The sequence below is a fragment of the Winogradskyella rapida genome (assembly GCF_042675845.1).
Classification (GTDB): domain Bacteria; phylum Bacteroidota; class Bacteroidia; order Flavobacteriales; family Flavobacteriaceae; genus Winogradskyella; species Winogradskyella rapida.
On record NZ_JBHTKM010000063.1, the window covers coordinates 270,953 to 290,988 of the forward strand.

General features: G+C 36.7%; 15 protein-coding genes. 7 read left to right on the plus strand and 8 right to left on the minus strand.

What is annotated here, in order from left to right; translation table 11 throughout:
- Window position 1: 1 nt before the first annotated feature.
- Window positions 2-2,356: a T9SS type B sorting domain-containing protein gene (locus ACFQ13_RS08645; protein WP_386116278.1), complete on the minus strand. Its 2,355-nt coding sequence runs from the start codon at window positions 2,354-2,356 to the stop codon at window positions 2-4.
- Window positions 2,357-2,615: 259 nt separating this feature from the next.
- Here ACFQ13_RS08645 and ACFQ13_RS08650 point away from each other — a divergent pair, with 259 nt between their 5' ends.
- From ACFQ13_RS08650 to uvrB, 3 genes are all read left to right on the plus strand, one after another.
- On the plus strand, window positions 2,616-4,700 hold the full coding sequence (locus tag ACFQ13_RS08650) for a T9SS type B sorting domain-containing protein (protein WP_386116281.1): 2,085 nt from the start codon (window positions 2,616-2,618) through the stop codon (window positions 4,698-4,700).
- A gap of 34 nt (window positions 4,701-4,734) precedes the next feature.
- Complete coding sequence (locus ACFQ13_RS08655; RefSeq protein ID WP_386116283.1) at window positions 4,735-7,446, plus strand: T9SS type B sorting domain-containing protein; 2,712 nt, start codon at window positions 4,735-4,737, stop codon at window positions 7,444-7,446.
- Between the two features lie 90 nt (window positions 7,447-7,536).
- Window positions 7,537-9,537, plus strand: a complete 2,001-nt coding sequence (uvrB, locus tag ACFQ13_RS08660) for an excinuclease ABC subunit UvrB (protein ID WP_386116286.1) — start codon at window positions 7,537-7,539, stop codon at window positions 9,535-9,537.
- 91 nt (window positions 9,538-9,628) lie between these two features.
- Here uvrB and ACFQ13_RS08665 read toward each other — a convergent pair whose 3' ends face one another.
- Window positions 9,629-10,030, minus strand: coding sequence for a TerB family tellurite resistance protein (locus ACFQ13_RS08665; RefSeq protein ID WP_114308871.1), 402 nt, complete (start codon window positions 10,028-10,030; stop codon window positions 9,629-9,631).
- 145 nt (window positions 10,031-10,175) lie between these two features.
- Between ACFQ13_RS08665 and ACFQ13_RS08670 the strand changes: the two genes are divergently transcribed.
- Entirely contained in the window at window positions 10,176-10,973 is a 798-nt protein-coding gene (locus ACFQ13_RS08670) for an alpha/beta hydrolase (protein ID WP_386116289.1), read from the plus strand.
- A 124-nt stretch (window positions 10,974-11,097) separates the two neighbouring features.
- Entirely contained in the window at window positions 11,098-11,346 is a 249-nt protein-coding gene (locus ACFQ13_RS08675) for a DUF1456 family protein (RefSeq protein WP_114309682.1), read from the plus strand.
- A gap of 76 nt (window positions 11,347-11,422) precedes the next feature.
- Here the strand turns inward: ACFQ13_RS08675 and sucC are convergent, their stop codons facing one another.
- Both sucC and ACFQ13_RS08685 read right to left on the minus strand, forming a co-directional pair.
- Complete coding sequence (sucC, locus tag ACFQ13_RS08680; protein WP_114308869.1) at window positions 11,423-12,613, minus strand: ADP-forming succinate--CoA ligase subunit beta; 1,191 nt, start codon at window positions 12,611-12,613, stop codon at window positions 11,423-11,425.
- Between the two features lie 139 nt (window positions 12,614-12,752).
- Complete coding sequence (locus ACFQ13_RS08685; RefSeq protein WP_386116292.1) at window positions 12,753-13,409, minus strand: hypothetical protein; 657 nt, start codon at window positions 13,407-13,409, stop codon at window positions 12,753-12,755.
- A 122-nt stretch (window positions 13,410-13,531) separates the two neighbouring features.
- Between ACFQ13_RS08685 and lysA the strand changes: the two genes are divergently transcribed.
- Together lysA and ACFQ13_RS08695 are read left to right on the plus strand one after the other, a co-directional pair.
- A complete protein-coding gene (lysA, locus tag ACFQ13_RS08690; protein ID WP_386116294.1) occupies window positions 13,532-14,737 on the plus strand; it encodes a diaminopimelate decarboxylase in 1,206 nt (401 codons plus the stop codon).
- Between the two features lie 91 nt (window positions 14,738-14,828).
- Window positions 14,829-15,866, plus strand: a complete 1,038-nt coding sequence (locus tag ACFQ13_RS08695; protein ID WP_386116296.1) for an AI-2E family transporter — start codon at window positions 14,829-14,831, stop codon at window positions 15,864-15,866.
- Between the two features lie 103 nt (window positions 15,867-15,969).
- Here ACFQ13_RS08695 and ACFQ13_RS08700 read toward each other — a convergent pair whose 3' ends face one another.
- From ACFQ13_RS08700 to ACFQ13_RS08715, 4 genes are all read right to left on the minus strand, one after another.
- Window positions 15,970-16,848 (minus strand): PPK2 family polyphosphate kinase, encoded by an 879-nt coding sequence (locus tag ACFQ13_RS08700; RefSeq protein ID WP_386116298.1) that lies wholly within the window; start codon window positions 16,846-16,848, stop codon window positions 15,970-15,972.
- A gap of 232 nt (window positions 16,849-17,080) precedes the next feature.
- Window positions 17,081-18,244 (minus strand): sigma-54-dependent transcriptional regulator, encoded by a 1,164-nt coding sequence (locus tag ACFQ13_RS08705; protein ID WP_386116300.1) that lies wholly within the window; start codon window positions 18,242-18,244, stop codon window positions 17,081-17,083.
- Window position 18,245: 1 nt separating this feature from the next.
- Window positions 18,246-19,124: a DUF6268 family outer membrane beta-barrel protein gene (locus tag ACFQ13_RS08710; protein ID WP_386116302.1), complete on the minus strand. Its 879-nt coding sequence runs from the start codon at window positions 19,122-19,124 to the stop codon at window positions 18,246-18,248.
- 20 nt (window positions 19,125-19,144) lie between these two features.
- A complete protein-coding gene (locus tag ACFQ13_RS08715; protein ID WP_386116304.1) occupies window positions 19,145-20,032 on the minus strand; it encodes a mechanosensitive ion channel family protein in 888 nt (295 codons plus the stop codon).
- Window positions 20,033-20,036: the final 4 nt, after the last annotated feature.

The window sequence follows — 20,036 nt, forward strand, 5'->3', positions numbered from 1 at the left end:
CTTAGCGTTTTAACCCTAAATGTCCGGTGTATTTTTTACCATTTTCCAACAAGGCGACATACCAATAATCATCACTTGGAAGTGCTTTACCATTAAACGTACCATCCCAAGTTTGCTGATTCGCATCTAAAACACTAACTAATTTTCCGTAGCGGTTAAATATATGTACCGATTCTAAAGAACGCCTAACAAACGAATCTCCTACCACGCCCCAATAATCTGAATCGCCATCAGCATTAGGGGTAAAGAATTTAGGAAATCCTAATACGGATAGTTCTTGTGAAATGGTTGCACAACCATTTAAATCTCTCACATAAAGAGTATAAAATCCTTCAGCAAGATTAGTAAAAACTGGATCCTCTTGGTAAGGTCCAAATTCTGAATCTAAAGAAAACTCATAATCACCATCGCCTGAAACATTAATGGTAACGCTGTTATTTGGCGCTACACCGGTAATTGATACACTTTCAATAACCACCGTATTTGAGGTCGTCACCGTAATAGTTCTGCTTGAAGAGCATCCGTTTGGATCTGTAACCACAACGGTATAAACACCCGGTTCATTAATAGCATTAAAGGTTGTGTTCACTTCCGTTAGCGCACCGTTAAACCACCATTGGTAATAATAATTATTAGGTAAGTCATTGCTTACTCCACCGTAAAGTGTAAGCGTTTCAGGATATAAATTGGTACAATACACAAGGGTTTCATCAGGAATTAACTGTGGTGTGTAAACCACCTGCAATGCGACTTCAGAAATACTATAACATTGACTCCCATTATTAACCTTTACGTAAATCGTTTGATTATAAGCCGTAGTATTTTCGTAACTTATAGGTAAGGCATTCGTTTCACTAAACGCATCGGCTTCTGTTTCGTAATACGACAGACTTGCTCCCGCAGGAATTTGATTTTCAACCGACGTTGCAATAGCACTAAGATCAAAATTAGCAAAACCATCAACCTCATCACCATCACAGCCATTTAAATCGGGAATATTCAAAGTGTTCTGAGAGGTCTGTAACTCTAATTCTACAACATTATAACAATTCGCATTGTTTACAATATAGCCGTAAACAATCTGAGAAGGTACCGTATTTTGAAAATTTTGAGCATCCTGAATCGGATTTGTATAGCTATGCGCATCGGCTTCAGACATGAAAAAATCAATAAGATTTACGCCATTATCAAAATTGGTAAGCTCATTAGAAGCTTCAAATAAATTATAGGTAGATAAGCCATCGTCATTACTATCGCAGGCGACTAAAACGGCATTCGCTCCAACAGGCAAGGCACTGTATTCTACAACAATCTCTCCGTAAGAAATACAGCCATTGGCCAAACCAACTTCAACGGTATAAGTCCCCGCTTCTGTAACGGTATAAGATCCACAGTTTACACAATTACTTGCTTCTGAAGCTACAAGAACTCCATCCTTATACCAATCGTAAGATGGTGACCCGACTTCGTTGACCGTAAGCTCTAAAGTTTCGCCTTCACAAAGCGCATTTTGAGTCGCTAATAAACGATTAGGTCCTAAATCTGTAGACAGTTGAAAACTTCCTGCTTCTAAAAACACCACCGAATCGTAACGGTAGTTTTGTTCATCAGCAATTACGAGTTTTACATGATAGGTTTCATTAGGAATAACATTTGCTGTTGCCGTTAACACAGCCGTCTGACCATTAAAATTGATCACCGCATTTCCGTCGTTATAATTTCCGAAGTAGGTTTCATTTTGAGGAGGACAAGCGCCATTAACACCCGGAGTTACAGTGGTAACTTTTACAGGCGTATTCGTATCAGGCACTAATGCGATATTTTCATATTGTTGCTGAACCGAAGTGGGACGGATTAAAAACCCAAATAAATCGGAATAAACACAACTATTGGCATTGCCTTCTTGATATTCTTCCGAAGCAAAAATATATCTAAAACTTATTTCTGAGGCTACCGAAGTAAAATCGAACTCTAAAATAGTAGCATTGGTCGTATTGGTTTCATTAAGTGCAAACTCTAGATCTAAGTCTCCTTCCCAATTGGAGGCATCGTCATCACTAAGACTAAGGTTAGGTCCTGGCACATTTTGAAGTCTTCCTGTACTTAAGACCACGCCACTTTGAAAAGGAAAGTTTGTTCCGGTGGCATCAAAATAGCCATAACTCTCATCAGAACCATTAAAATTTCCACCTGAAACGTTAGTCACAATAACATTGGAAATACAATTACTATCAATAAGGACATCTTCTATAAGTTGTTGAGCAGTGTAAGTGGCACTATCAACTGAAATACTTTGGGCATAAGTACACAAGGTAAAGAAGAGTGCAAGTATAAGGGCTTGATTCTTAAGTGTCATTTTAATTTTTAAGGGATGGCAAAGATACATATCTCTAAGTGACCATAAATACCAAAAGATGTTAAAAAATAGCCTATCCTCTATAGTTAGGGATTCTTCCCGACTTTTAACATCACAAAACTACCCATAAAACCCGTAATCAACTAACTAACAGAAACATACAAACCAAACTAAAACCCAAGAAGATTAACGTAACCGTTAGTTAACAAATAAACGAATTTTATTACATATTTTTGCCGACTATTTTTACCCAAATAAAATGAAAAAATCAATCGTATTACTCGTTCAACTTGTCTTATTGTCTCATAGTGCTTTATTTAGCTATGCGTCTAATGTATCGCTTAAAGAAGTTGAAAACCTTAACTGTCCGGCACCAATCATTTCAAGCTTTAGTCCAGAAACAGGTCCTGTAAACACAAAGATCACCTTAAACGGAAGTTTACTTAATACGCTTTCAACCGTAGATTTCAACGGTATCACTGCTAGTTTTACCATTATAAACGATTCAGAAATAAACATTACCATTCCCGAAGGTATTTCAGACTTTTCTGCCATTACATTAACGACTGATGGAGGTTGTTCAACCACCACAACTAATAATTTCACCTTAATAAATGATACCTGTGGTACAACGGGTGATATTTATATCTCTGAAGTTTATGACTCTAATGGCGGAAGTTATGGCGTTATAGAATTGTATAATCCAACGAGTACTGCTGTGGATGTAGACGGCGTTTATGAAATACAACGTTTTGGTGATATCGGAAATGCGACTCCGAGTGCCACAATCCCGTTAACAGGAAGCATCCCAGCTTTGAGTACTTATAGTATTGAAATGGGAAGTACAGGTAATGTTTGTAGTGGTATTTCTGCAGATGTTACTGTTAGTGCAGGGATTAATGAAGATGACGAAATTAGACTTGTAAAAACCGGAAGCGTTATCGATGTGATGTATACCGCAGATAATATTGGTTATACATTTATTAGAAATGCTGATGCTGCTGCGCCGAGTGCCACCTTTAACATCAGTGAGTGGTTATATTTAGATAACGAAACTTGTTCCGATTTAGGAACGCATACTGCTAATAATAATGCCGCTTCTCCAACACTAAGCCAATCCGACTCAGTAAGCCTCTGCGAAAATGAAACCGCAACTTTCTCGGTTTCTGTTGACACCGGAAGTTATACCTACCAATGGAAAGTTTTAAATAGTGCTGGCGATTGGACAAACCTTAGTAACGATAGTAATTATTCTGGCGTGAGCACCAATACATTAAGCATCGCTAATACGCCTTTTAGTTTTAATGGTTTACAATATTATTGCGAAATCACCTCTACAAATTGTAGCCTCGTTTCTCATGCCGCTTTATTAGAAGTTTTAAATCCGGAAGTGGATAACCTAGTTGACCAAACGGCTTGTTTAACTTATTCTTTACCATCTTTAACTCATGGTAATTATTATACAGGCATCAACGGTACGGGGACCCCACTTTTTGCAGGTGACATCATTTCAAGTTCTCAAACTATTTATATTTATACTGAAGTAGGAACGGCACCTAACTTCTGTTCTAACCAATCGAGTTTTACCGTTACTATAAATGAAGCACCTGCCGTGAGTACGCTTGAAGACCAAGTTGTATGTGGACAATTTGAGCTTCCTAGTATTTCCGATGGTAGCTACTATACTGGGCCTAATGGTACAGGCACAGCATTAACTGCGGGAGACCTCCTTTTCACCTCTCAGGTCGTTTATATTTTTAATTCGGACAGTACGTCTTCAAACGATTGTTCATCGGAAAGTGATTTTGAAGTTACGGTATATCCAGCAACCGATTTCACCTTAGATACCTCAAACATTTCTATTAACGGCGACACGCTAACCGTGACCATGACAGACAGTTCAATATCGTATTTATATGCGATTGATAATGCTGATTTTCAAACCGACGCTGTAATAACTTCTATAGCGGATGGGTTACATACCTTATATGTTCAAGATGCTAATGGCTGTGTTATAAAATCTATTGATTTTGAAATTTCAACACTAACGGAAGCGCTCTTTATCCCTCAAGGGTTCTCTCCTAATAACGATGGTAAAAATGATTGGTTCAACATACAAGGTTTATATGATGTGTTCCCTAATCATAACCTAAAAATTTATAACCGTTATGGCAGTTTAATTTTTGAAGGTAATAATAACAATAAGTGGTATGGAAGCGCTAATAGAGGGCTGTTAAAAACCAATAAAACGCTTCCTGTAGGCACTTATTTTTATGTACTACAATTAAATGAAACTGGAGCAAACTCAAGATCTTTTACAGGTTGGGTTTATCTCAATAAATAATATAGCATTCTATTTTTCACCTTAATTTAAAGTAATGAAACGTATTAATTTATTAACGCTGTGTCTTTTTATATTGTGTTTATGCGGCACAAATATTATTTCAGCAGTAACGGACTTAGATCACAACACGAAACTTGACCTCTGTCCTGCTCCTATAATTAATAACTTCATGCCCTTAAGTGGTCCTGAGAATACCCTAATCACCATTACCGGAAGCAATTTTAATAGTGCTGCTACAGTATCTATAGATGGCATCGATATGGCGTTCACCGTGCTTAACGATGCAGAAATAACAGCATTTATCCCTTCAGGACTTACGAGCAATGCTAATATTTTAATAGAAAGCAACGGCGGTTGTGTAGGGACATCATCCGACACCTTTACATTGGTTCAATCGGATTGTAGCACAGCTGATATTTATATTTCTGAAATTTATGATGCTTATTCCGGAGATTACGCGGTAATAGAACTCTACAATCCAAGTGCTTCACCAGTAGTCATTGATAACAATTATGTCATTGTGAGATATGGAGATGTGGGGAATGCGACACCAAACAACACGTTTGACCAAATTACAGGAACAATTCCACCGATGGACACCTTTGTAATACAAATGGGAAGTGGTAATAACTGTAGCCCATTAGATGTCGATTTCAATATTTCTACCGGAATTAATGATAATGATGAATTTAAACTTTACAATAACGGTGTTCTTATTGATGTGGTTAATTCTCCTGACGAAAGAGGTTATACGGTCATTAGAAATGCCAATGCCCCGATCCCTCAAACCACTTACGATATAAGTGATTGGTTTATTGATTCTAATGAAAATTGTGCCAATTTAGGTTCTCATACAGCCAATCCTATTCCAGATAATACACCAAACCTAACTCAACCAAGCTCAGTCAGTATTTGCGAAAACGGAACAGCAACCTTCACCGCTAACGAAGATTCAGGGAGTGCGACCTACCAATGGAACTACCTCAATGCTTCTGGCAATTGGGTTAACCTTACGGATAACGCTACCTATCAAGGAAGTCAGACGAGTACGCTTACAGTTTTAAATGCGACACTAGCTTTACATGCTACACAGTATTATTGCGAAATGACCACATCGAGTTGTACTTTAGTATCCAATGCGGCTCAACTCTTTGTAGAAAATCCAAACGTCGATACCTTAGCGGACCAAACGGTTTGTACGTCTTACACTTTACCAACCTTAACGGATGGAAATTATTATACGGGTACTAACGGTACAGGAACAGCACTTTTTGCTGGCGATATCATTACAACTTCTCAAACGCTTTATATTTATAATGAAGTAGGAACAGCACCAAACAATTGCTCAAACGAATCTAGTTTTGAAGTTAGTGTCAACGGTACTCCAAACGTTGATACCTTAGCGGACCAAAACGTTTGTACGTCTTACACTCTTCCAAACTTAACAGAAGGAAATTATTACACGGGTACTAACGGGTCAGGAACAGCTCTTTTTGCTGGGGATATTATTACAAGTTCTCAAACCCTTTATATTTATAATGAAGTAGGAACAGCGCCAAACAATTGCTCAAACGAATCTAGTTTTGAAGTTATTGTCAACGGTACTCCAAACGTTGATACCTTAGCGGACCAAAACGTTTGTACGTCTTACACTCTACCAAACTTAACAGACGGAAATTATTACACGGGTACTAACGGTTCAGGAACAGCTCTTTTTGCCGGCGATGTCATTACAAGTTCTCAAACCCTTTATATTTATAATGAAGTAGGAACGGCACCTAACAATTGCTCAAACGAATCTAGTTTTGAGGTCATTGTCAACGGTACTCCAAACGTCGATACCTTAGCAGACCAAACCGTTTGTGCGTCTTACACCTTACCGAGCTTAACAGACGGAAATTATTACACCGGTACCAACGGTTCAGGAACAGCTCTTTTTGCTGGGGATAGTATTACAAGTTCTCAAACGCTTTATATTTACAATGAAGTAGGAACGGCACCGGACAATTGTACCAACGAATCTAGTTTTGAGGTCATTGTCAACGGTACTGTAAACGTTGATACCTTAGCGGACCAAACGGTTTGTGCGTCTTACACCTTACCGAGCTTAACGGATGGGAATTATTACACCGGCACCAACGGTTCAGGAACAGCTCTTTTTTCTGGTGATGTCATTACAAGTTCTCAAATCCTTTATATTTATAATGAAGTAGGAACGGCGCCAGACAATTGTACGAACGAATCCAACTTTACAATTGAGATTCTTCCTTCTACTGATTTTACCCTAGAGGCATCAAACATTGCACTAAGCAATAACACCCTTACGGTAAACATGACGGATCTTACGCTAGATTATAGTTATGCTGTAGATAATTCAAGTTTTCAGACTTCAAACGTATTTACCAACTTAGCCGAAGGCGCTCATACCCTTTATGTCACTGATGCCAATGGTTGTATCACTAAATCTTTAGCGTTTAATATCACCTTTGACCTTATCATTCCGCCATTTTTCACACCAAATGGCGATACGGTAAATGATTATTGGAGAGTTATTGATCGTAATCAAGTGGTAAAAGAAATCTTAATTTTTAACCGTTACGGTAAACTTATCACCCAACTTATTCCTACAACATCATCGTGGGACGGTTTTTACAAGGGGCATTTATTAGAAGCCAATGATTTTTGGTACCTGATTACCTTAAAAACTGGAGAACAACTAAGAGGGCATTTTGCATTGAAACATTAAAAAAAGACAGCCTTAGGCCTATTCTACTTTTAACAGCATTGTAACGTCTTTCTACTTAATATTATAAGCGCATTATTGTAACTTTGCATTATGCGATTTAAAATTGAGTCTGAATTCAAACCTACAGGAGATCAACCCCAAGCCATAAAAAAATTGGCTAAGGGAATTATAGACAATGAAAAATACCAAACCCTTTTGGGGGTGACGGGTTCCGGAAAAACGTTTACAGTAGCCAATGTTATTGAAGAAGTGCAACGACCAACTTTGGTCTTAGCTCATAACAAAACATTAGCGGCACAACTTTATTCTGAATTTAAACAATTTTTCCCAGATAATGCGGTAGAATATTTCGTGTCTTACTACGATTATTACCAGCCTGAAGCCTACATTCCGGTATCTGGAGTTTATATCGAAAAAGATTTATCTATTAATGAGGAAATAGAGAAGATGCGTTTAAGTACCACTTCCTCTCTACTTTCAGGTCGTCGCGACGTTATAGTTATCGCTTCTGTATCTTGTCTTTATGGTATTGGTAATCCGGTGGAATTTCAGAAAAATGTCATTTCTATTGAACGCGATCAGGTTATTTCTAGAACCAAACTCTTACACCAACTCGTTCAAAGTTTATACTCGAGAACCGAATCAGATTTTAAAAATGGAAATTTCAGAATTAAAGGAGATACTGTAGATGTGTTTCCTGGTTATGCCGACCATGCCTTCCGCATTCACTTTTTTGGTGATGAGATTGAAGAAATTGAAGCTTTTGATGCGCGATCCAATGAAATTATAGAACGCTACGACCGTTTAAATATCTACCCTGCCAACATGTTTGTAACATCACCCGATGTCCTAAATGGGGCGATAAAAGATATACAAGACGATTTAGTAAAGCAGTACGATTATTTTAAAGATATAGGAAAACACCTCGAAGCAAAACGTTTAAAGGAGCGTACGGAATTTGATCTGGAAATGATTAGAGAATTGGGGTATTGCTCCGGAATTGAAAATTATTCGCGTTATTTAGATGGTCGTCGCCCAGGGACACGCCCTTTCTGTTTATTAGATTATTTCCCCGATGATTTTTTAATGGTGGTTGATGAAAGTCACGTAACCATTTCTCAAGTCCATGCCATGTATGGAGGTGACCGAAGTCGGAAAGTCAACCTTGTGGATTACGGATTCCGTCTGCCTGCTGCTATGGATAACAGACCTTTAAAATTTGAAGAGTTTGAAGCTTTACAAAATCAAGTGATCTACGTATCTGCCACGCCTGCGGATTACGAGATGCAAAAAACCGATGGCGTTTATGTAGAGCAAGTTATCCGTCCTACGGGTTTGCTCGATCCTATCATTGAAGTCCGACCAAGCTTAAACCAAATTGACGATTTAATCGAAGAAATCCAAATGCGTGTCGAGAAAGATGAACGGACTTTAGTCACCACCTTAACGAAACGTATGGCTGAGGAGTTAACCAAATATCTCACGCGAATATCAGTGAGAACACGCTATATTCATAGTGATGTAGACACCTTAGAACGTGTAGAAATCATGCAAGATTTAAGAAAAGGGGTCTTTGATGTTTTGGTTGGAGTTAACTTACTCCGTGAAGGCTTAGATTTACCAGAAGTCTCTTTAGTTGCTATACTTGATGCTGATAAAGAAGGTTTCTTACGTTCAGCAAGATCCTTAACTCAAACTGTGGGTAGAGCCGCTAGAAACTTGGAAGGTAAAGCGATTATGTACGCGGATAAAATCACGAAAAGTATGGAAAAAACCATCAGTGAAACCAACTACCGACGTGAAAAACAAATTGCCTATAACACCAAACACAAGCTTGTTCCTAAGGCATTAAATAAGAGTTTAAACAGTACATTGAGTCAAAATTCGGTGAGTACCTACAAAACCGAACTGGACGCTAAAATTGCAGCAGAACCTGAAAGTGAATACTTAACAAAAGGGGAACTCGAAAAGAAAATTAGAGAAACGAGAAAGCTTATGGAGCAGGCCGCGAAAGCCTTAGACTTTTTAGAAGCGGCACGTTTTAGAGATGAAATTACAGCCTACCAAAGTAAATTAGAGAACGTAAAATAAGAGATAGAGAAAGCGGCGTTGTAATGTTCAATAGGTAAAAGATTGTTGTTTATATCAATTTAAAACCTATTTATCAAGAACTTCAACCCGATTAATTATAGTGCACTTTAAAAATATCGATTAGAAAATCTGCGGGCACCATGTTATTGGGAAAACTTTCCATAAGATCTAAGACGCGGTTTATAGACTCATGACTTAAACCCATACGAAGTCCAAAATTGTGAATTTTAACCCACTGCTTAGAACTGATGTGCTCGCCGAAATCCATAAGAAGCACTAATCTATGAAACTGCACAATGCGCTCACTATGGGATTTTAAATGTACGTTGGTTACAGGATGATCTAACAAGTATTGAAAATCAGCTTTAGAAATATCTAACTGTTTGGCAATACTATATAAGAAATGATATTCAAAAGTCTCAATACGATCTTCAGTTTGAGCAAAGGCTATCATTTCAGAAAGTAAGTTTAGTTTTTCAATACGATTTGTCATGATTCAAAGCTTTTATTTTATTGTAAAGTTAAATAGATGGTAGATTTTATTGTCGTTGATATAATGTATCTTGTCGAAAAATTGAACGTACTTAATCGGTGATATTAAACGTTTATCAAAATAAATTGATGCTTAAAGCATGATAATGAAGCCTTTACTCTTATTTATATGTATTTTCTTTTCGCTACAGCTAACGAGTCAAACTACTGATAATAAGAACATTACAACGTTTACTATTGAAGTTCCTCAATTAGAAACCACGAAAAAAATTTGGTTGTATTTACCTACAAATTATTCAAAATCGGAAAAAGCGTATCCTGTGATTTATATGCACGATGCTCAAAATTTATTTGATGCTGAAACTTCTTATGCGGGTGAATGGAAAATTGACGAATATCTAAACGGTTTAAATGAACATGAGAGTATTATTGTTGGCATAGAACACGGCAACGAAAAACGCATTGAAGAATTAACCCCCTACAAGAATGCAACTTATGGCGGTGGCCAAGGTAAAGCCTATGTAGAATTTATAAAAAACAACTTAAAACCTAAGATTGATTCGACCTACAACACCCTTTCCGATGCTGAACATACAACCATTTTTGGTTCGTCTCTAGGTGGTTTAGTTTCCTTCTATGCAGCTATGAAATACCCTGAGACCTTCGGTAAAGCCGGTGTATTTTCGCCTGCGTTCTGGATCAATCCTGAAATTTTTACCTTTGTAAGGTCTATTGAACTCCCAAAAACCACAAAATTATACTTTTTAGCGGGTACGGATGAAGGAGAGACCATGCTTCCTAAAATGGAGGCTATGATTCACCTACTAAAATCTAAAGGTTTAAAGGACGAACAGCTAGAACAGCGGATTATTGAAGGCGGACAACATAATGAGCAATTATGGGCTTCAAATTTTGGAACTGCTTACCAATGGCTTTACGATTAAAACGTACCTTTGCCCTACCTCTGTATAATGAGGCATTTTGAAATCTTAACATAACCAACTGCGCGAAACCGTATAACTATCTTTTAAACGTTTCTGTATGGCTACAGAACGAAATTTACAGCTTATGACTAACAACGACATTTTTAAAAAATTAAGAGTAGCCCACAAGCTACGTGACGATGATATCGTAAAAATTCTAGAACTCGTAGATTTTAGAATCTCTAAGAGTGAATTAAATGCGCTCTTTAGAAATGAAGATCATCCGAAGTATATGGAGTGTGGCGATCAAATTTTAAGAAATTTCCTCAACGGATTAATTATTCATTTAAGAGGTCCGCTACCAAAGAAAAAGCCTGCAAAACCTTCTAAATAAAAAAAAAGAGCAACATTACTGTTGCTCTTTTTATTTATATAACCTTTTAAGTTTTTCAACTTATAAGTCTATTAGCTTATGCTAATACTTCTTGAACTTTATCTGCCGCTTCTTGGAATTCAGTTGCACTCATAACATCTAAACCAGAATTGTCAATTAATTCTTTAGCGATGTCTGCATTTGTTCCTTGTAAACGTACAATGATAGGAACATTAATATTCCCCATGTTTTTATAAGCATCAATAACTCCTTGTGCCACACGGTCACAACGTACAATACCACCAAAGATGTTAATTAAGATGGCTTTTACAGCAGGGTCTTTTAAAATAATTTTAAAAGCCGCCTCTACTCTAGCCGCATCAGCAGTACCTCCTACATCTAAGAAGTTTGCAGGTTCACCACCAGCTTGCTTAATTAAATCCATAGTTGCCATAGCTAAACCAGCACCATTTACCATACACCCAACGTTTCCGTCTAAGTCTACATAGTTTAAACCTAAAGCACCGGCTTCAACTTCAATCTGGTTTTCTTCACGTAAGTCACGTAATTCAGCTAAATCTTTATGTCTATATAAGGCGTTAGCATCTAAAGTTACTTTAGCATCAACAGCCATTATTTTGCTATCACTTGTTTTTAAAACAGGATTAATTTCAAATAAAGACGCATCAGACTTGTCGTAAGCTGTATATAAAGCTGTAACAAATTTTGTCATTTCTTTAAAAGCAACACCAGATAAACCTAAATTAAAGGCTACGCGACGTGCTTGAAATGGTAAAATACCTGTTGCAGGATCGATTTCTTCAGTAAAAATTAAATGTGGTGTTTCTTCAGCAACAGTTTCAATATCCATTCCACCTTCTGTAGAATACATAATCATGTTTCTTCCGTTACCACGGTTTAATAATACAGACATATAGTATTCTTCTGGCTCAGAATCACCAGGATAATAAACATCTTCAGCAACTAAAACTTGGTGCACACGTTTACCTTCCGCAGAAGTTTGAGGTGTTACCAAATCCATTCCTATGATTTGTCCTGCAATGTCTTCAACTTCCTGAAGGTTTTTGGCCAATTTTACTCCACCACCTTTTCCACGACCACCTGCATGAACTTGTGCTTTAATCACATGCCATCCTGTAGCTGTTTCAGCTGTTAATTGCTTAGCTGCTTCTACAGCTTCTTTAGCACTTTGGGCTACAATACCACGTTGAATACGTACGCCAAAACTGCTTAATAATTCTTTTCCTTGATATTCGTGTAAATTCATTTTTTATCAGAAATTTATTGGTCGGACAAAAATAAGCATACTAATAGTTTTTAGCAATAAATTTTCTTAGAGATTTAAACTCTAGTGGTTTTGCTAAAAAGCAGGACTTCTCCTTAATATTAATAGCGCCGTTTTAATCTTAAATTTTTAAATCTTTAATCACCGAAAAAGCCTTGTCAACTAAGTAATCTTCAACCACTACGGTAAACTCGTTTGTGGTAGAAACCACTTCATACAAGGTTATATTTTCCCAAGCTAAACGCTTAAATATTTGATAATATAAGCCGACCACTTTAGAGTTTCCATTGGGTAAATAGATACTAATGGCCGATAATTTATCTTGAGATCCTATTTGCGTTTCGTTTTTAAACGTTTTTAGAATATGCTCTTTTTCTGAAGTTGAAATAATAATATTACTCTCAAACATACCTCGCGTAAAGGCATAAAAAATCTGATGATTGGCACTGATGCGTTCTAAAATTTTAGAATGACTGTTGATTAACGTTTTAGAATTCTGAAACGTAAAATCACTTAAATTAGAACGTACAGTAATATCTCCTAGTTGATGGAAAGCCCGTTTTAATCGGTCTTTATTTTCAAGGTTTATCGGTTGCTGAAAGCGCCTCAAGGCCATCATAATAGCCCCATCTTTAACAGGTTTACGCAACATTTTTGAAATGGGCTCGTTTAAGTCTTTCGCTAAAGCCGAAAAATTAATGATCTGACGCGATAAGCCTTCTTCTAAAAAAGGACTTGAGACAATAATCTCTTGAACACAGGATGCAATTGTTTTCATATTGTTATATATATAACATTTTGTGCAAAAATAACAATTTTTTCACATTTCTATGTTTTACATAAGGATTAGAATTATTTTTGCCTAAAAAAGTCCAAGAACCCTAATATAACATTTTAAAGATGGAACAAAACACCTTATTACAAATTGCGAAGGATTTCGGGAGTCCTGTATATGTCTATGACGCCGAAAAAATCGAATTTCAGTACAAACGATTAACCAAAGCATTTAGTAAGGTAAAGTCTTTAAAACTGAATTATGCCGTTAAAGCGCTCTCTAATATTTCGATATTAAAATTATTTAATTCTTTTGGTTCTGGTATTGACACCGTGTCTATCCAAGAAGTTCACTTAGGATTAAAAGCCGGATTTAAACCTGAAAACATCATTTTTACGCCCAACGGCGTCTCTTTAGAAGAGATTGAAACCGTGGCTAAATTAGGGGTTCAAATTAATATTGACAACCTATCTATATTGGAGCAATTTGGAACGAAGCATCCAAAAATTCCAGTATGTATTCGTATTAACCCTCATGTTATGGCTGGTGGGAACACTAACATTTCTGTTGGACACATAGACAGTAAATTTGGAATCTCTATTCATCAAATACCACTTCTACTCCGTATTGTAGAAAATACCAAGATGAATATTAACGGGATTCACATGCATACCGGGAGTGATATCCTTGATATTGATGTCTTCTTATATGCGAGTGAAATTTTATTTGAAACGGCTAAAAATTTCAAAACCTTAGAGTTTATAGATTTCGGATCAGGCTTTAAAGTGCCTTATAAAACAGGAGATATTGAAACCAATATTGAAGAATTAGGCGAAAAATTATCAAAACGTTTTAACCAATTCTGTAAAGAATACGGTAGACCATTAACCTTAGCCTTTGAGCCTGGAAAATTCTTAGTGAGTGAAGCAGGTGTCTTTTTAGCGAAAGTGAATGTGGTGAAACAAACCACTTCTACGGTTTTTGCACAGATAGATTCTGGTTTTAATCACCTTATCCGCCCAATGTTATATGGGTCTCAACATGATATTGAAAACATTAGTAACCCTAAGGGTCGAGAACGTTTTTACTCGGTTGTAGGTTACATCTGTGAGACGGATACTTTTGCCAATAACAGACGTATTTCTGAAATTAATGAAGGTGATATTCTCTGCTTTAAAAATGCGGGAGCCTACTGTTATTCTATGGCTAGCAACTATAATTCGCGTTACAGACCTGCTGAAGTTTTACTTTATAAAGGGAATGCGCATCTCATTAGAAAACGCGAAACCTTTGATGATATCTTAAATAATCAGGTTGAGATTGCCTTATAATCGCTTTGAATTGCGTTAAAGTTTTGTGTAATTAGAGCACAGCGTATTAAGGTTTTAAAACTATCTTTGAGTGGTTTTAAACCTTAACTCTATGAATCAAATTGCGCCTAAAATCATCCGTCAAGTATTTGTTTTACTTTTAATCGTCCTCTGTGGAAGTTTAATTTTTAGTAAAATGTTACCGTATTTGAGTGGGGTTTTAGGCGCAATTACTTTTTATATCCTTCTACGAAAAATTATGAAGCGCTTGGTGACCAAATACAAATGGAAACCGCCATTAGCCGCTTTAAGCTTAATGTTGGGCTCCTTTATATTAGTGATGATTCCCTTATCGGGCTTTGGGATTATGTTGGTGAATAAGATTTCTGATCTTGCCAGTAATAGTGAGCGCGTTATAGAAGCTTTTAAAACCCAAATTGGACGTGTTAAGTTTAAAACGGGTATAGATATTAATTCTCAAATTGATACCGAAGCCGTTACCTCATGGCTTTCTAACAATGTACAAACCATGGTTGGAGACACCTTTAATCTCTTTATCGCCATTGGTTTAATGTACTTTATGTTATACTTTATGCTCACCAACCGTACAAAACTAAGAGAGTCCTTACGTTCTTATATCCCCATGAACACGGAGAACCTTAGTGAAATAGGTCGTGAAATACAGGCTATGGTAAAATCTAATGCCATAGGTATTCCTTTGGTGGCTATAGCTCAGGGAATTATTGCTTTAATTGGATTTTTAATTTTTGGCATTGAAGAGCCCTTCTTTTGGTTTGTCATTGTCACTATAGGCTCTATGATTCCTTTTATAGGGACTTTTGTAGGGATCATCCCGGTTTTTATTCTAAGCTTATCGTCTGGCGATAGCTTTCAAGCTTGGGGTATACTAATCTACGGTATTGTGGTGGTAGGAAGTACCGATAATATTATTCGTTTGTATGTGCTTCAAAAACTCGATGATGTACATCCTTTAATTACCCTTATTGGGGTTATTGTTGGGGTTCCTTTATTCGGATTTATTGGTTTAATTTTCGGGCCACTTTTAGTGAGTATTTTTATGGCTTTAGTGCGCATTTATACAAAAGAGTACGGAAAATCTCTGCCCTCAGAGTCTGAAGAACGTTTATAACACCGACTCCTTAACGCTTGATAAAAACACAACCGATAATTTGCATTACCGGTTGTGTTCACTTCTTAGTATTACTATTTTCTACATAATTTGAAATACGGCTTTACTCATTTTCGAGCTGCGCCTTATAGTCATCAATTTTTGCTTTTTGGCTATCTGGCAACTCTGGTTCTTTAATATCCGTATAGGTTTTAAGCGTATCATATAAAATTTTAGCCACGATATAGCGTGCCGTAGGCTTATCGTCGGCAGGAAGATTATACCAAGGCGCATGGGGTTTAGAGGTTTTATTAATTGCCGCTTCATAACAGGCTTGATATTTATCCCAACATTCGCGCTCATCTAAATCGTCTGGCGAGAACTTCCAATTTTTACTCGGTTTATTCAAACGTCGTAACAATCTATTTTTTTGTTCGTCTTTAGAGATATTTAAAAAGAATTTAAAAATGATCGTTCCGTTATCCGCAATATGTTTTTCAAAATTATTGATTTGCTCAAAGCGTTTCTCCCAAAAATCTTCATCAACATCATCTACGGAATTTATATCCGGAAGATTTTCATACATCAGGTATTCTGGATGCACTCTTGTTACGAGTACATTTTCATAATGAGTTCTATTGAAAATACCAAACTTTCCTCTTGCGGGTAAGGCCTTGATATGCCTCCAAAGATAATCGTGTTTGAGTTCTAAATCGGTAGGCTTTTTAAAGCTATGTGCCACAATTCCTCTGACGTTAAACTCTTTGAACACTTCACGAATTAAGCTGTCTTTTCCTGCGGTATCCATTCCTTGAATACAAAATAACACCGCATATTTACCGTGAGCATACATTTTATTCTGAATCTCTGCCAGATCTTCACTGACCTTTCGGAGTTTCTTTTCGATCTTCTTTTCACTTTCATCTAAATCAAAAGAAGTTGGCAATTCATTTATTTTTATAGGAGATGAGATTTTAAAATCATCTATTTTAATCGCTTTCATATGGTGCTTAAGATTTATTTAAATATAAAAAGATTTTACAACTTTAAGAAGCTCGATGGGCTTAGATTCTTTTAAAAACTGAAGGGTTTCGCTAAACTAAAAAAAAGCTGACACGAGGTCAGCCTTTTAACTAGTTATAATATTTATTGGTCGTTATACGCTTTAGAATTCAACCTAAACATTTTAATATCTAAAACAGAATAGGTACAAAACCCTAGTCATTTTAAAACTACTATTTAGAAGCAAAGGCCTTAACATCGGCTTCGCTAACCTCAGTTCCTCCTAAAATGATAAGACGCTCTATAACGTTTCTTAACTCTCGGATGTTTCCTGTCCAATCGTAATTTTGTAGTAGTTTAATCGCCTTATCAGCGAATGTTTTTTTCGCTGTTCCGTGTTCTTTAGATATTTTTTCAGCAAAATAATTAATCAGTAACGGAATATCCTCACGCCTTTCATTTAAGGCTGGAACTTCAATTAAAATCACGGCTAAACGGTGGTATAGATCTTCTCTAAAATTCCCGGCTTCAATTTCTTTTTTAAGGTTTTTGTTGGTCGCCGCCACCACTCGGACGTTGACTTTAATATCCTTATCACTTCCTACACGTTGAATACGGTTTTCTTGTAAGGCTCTCAATACCTTAGCCTGAGCTGGAAGACTCATATCGCCAATTTCATCTAAGAAAATAGTACCGCCGTTAGCGGCTTCAAACTTCCCCGCTCTATCTTTTGCTGCAGAGGTAAAAGCGCCTTTAACATGACCAAATAATTCACTCTCAATAAGCTCACTAGGGATTGCCGCACAATTTACTTCAATCATAGCCCCTTTAGAACGCTCACTTTTTTGATGTAACCAATGCGCCACAAGTTCTTTTCCGGTACCATTAGGTCCAGTTATTAACACCCTTGCATCGGTTGGGGCCACTTTATCAATCATGTTTTTAATACGATCAATACTGTCACTCTCCCCTATCATCTCATAATTTTTACTGACTTTCTTTTTCAGCATTTTATTTTCAACGACAAGTTCTTTTCGGTCTAATGCGATACGTACCGTATTTAATAACCTATTAAGATCGGGTGGTTTTGATATATAATCGAAAGCACCAAGACGCATGGTATTCACAGCTGTATCTAAATCGCCGTGACCAGAAATCATAACCATTGGGATTTCAGGTTTTATCTTTTTAGCAGCTTCTAAGACTTCAACCCCATCCATTTTTGGCATTTTAATATCACATAGCACCAAATCGTAATCGTTATTCTTTATTTTTTCAATTCCGACTAATCCATTTTCAGCTTCTTCAACTTGATAGGTATCGTTCTCTTCAGAAAGAATTTTCACCAATACCCTACGGATTGCCGCTTCGTCTTCTATGATCAATATTTTTGGCATCTTATATTTTAAATTTTAATCCGGTTCTTAAATAATAGGAATTCAAATTGTCTAATTCATAGACTTCATCCCTATCCTCATTACGTAACACATTTTTAAAGCGGACGGTATAACCACTGTATACATACAACACAATATGATCTGTAATACGGTGCTCATAGCCCAAACCTCCAACGGCTACAGACATGGTAATATTATCAACTTCCTTTCCGTTGACATCTAAAGGACGCTGTAAATTAGCCATATACCCATCTAAACCTATAAAAAACTGTGCCATGTTTTTATCGTTGAAATAATATTTCACATTAGACTTTGGCACTCCGGCATTAAAAGACCATTGTTCATTAACACGTCTATAGTAACTAATAAATGGTAAGGGATAAGGAACTCCAGCGGTAGAGTTATAGGTAATTCCTAAAATTAAACGATAAGGTTTCTCTGCAGATTCATCATCAGTTCTGTCATTAATCGTATACACTCCTCCGTTCAGAAAAATATCATCCTTAGTAATTTGCTCCGTTAAGGTAGACGCAATTCGTGGATTAAACTTTATACCATACCTCCAAAATTCGCTCGCTTTAAAAGTATAAGCGATGTTTAAATCTATGATATTTAAACTTTCAAATAACTCACGATTAAAGGGATAATTATCTTCTAGATTTAGGAGGACCCGGTTATACTCTGCGCCGATGACTAAATAATTGTCTTTTTTAAATTCAATAGGATAGTTAACCAAAGCCCTAAGTCTTGTGTACTGGTCTCCAGATTTGGTTTTAGGAATAAAGGAATACTCTAACCGTGCCAAATCTGTTAACTGCCCTGATGCCCATTGCGAAAAACAAAAGGTAAATAGAATTATTAAAATCTTCGGTAGCTTCATAGACATGTGGTGTATATTAATTATTTTGAATTGTTATCATTTATAATATGAATGTCACGTTGTGGAAATGGAATGGCAATATTATTAGCTCTAAAAAGCCGATCGATTTCAAAACGAATATCACTCTTAGGGTGCTGTGCTGTAAAACTATCGCCTAAGGTAAAAACCACTTTAAAATCTAAAGCACTATCCCCAAAGTTAGTAAACAGCACCTTAGGTTCTGGGTGTGGTAAAACTTGGCTATGCGATTTGGCAGCTTTTAAAAGCAAACTTTTTACCAATTGCACATCACTTCCGTAGGCCACACCGACTTCCACACTTTCTCGTGTGGTAACCCCGTTTTGTGTCCAGTTATAAAGGGAATTGGTTAAATACAGGTGGTTGGGAATGATTAAAACTTTATTATCAATAGTTACTGCTCTTGTGGTTCTTAACTTAATTTCTACCACACGACCGACCTTACCTTCTAGCTCAATGATATCATCTACGTGTACCGATTGATCAATTAAAATAAATACGCCAGAGATAATATCTTGAAACAAAGTTTGAAGCGCTAAACCAACGCCTATTAAAAGTGCAGCAGAAGCAGCAAATACGGCGGTTACATTTACCCCAACACTATGCAGAGTAATAAATAAAATAACCACATAAATGAGCCAGCGGAAATACCCATAAACCACATTAAATTTCCCCTTATTTTCATCAGGAAGATTTCTGGTAATCAGTTTTAGAACGACACGTAAAATAATCGTGGTGAGAAAAATGACTGTAACCACCACAATAACATCGAGTATTGAAATACTAATGTTTTCGCCAAACACGATATTTTGTTGCAGAAATGCTTTAGTCGCCTCCCAAACGCCACTATTACTTATGGTTTCTTCGATATGTTCTAGGTCTTGTGCCATTACC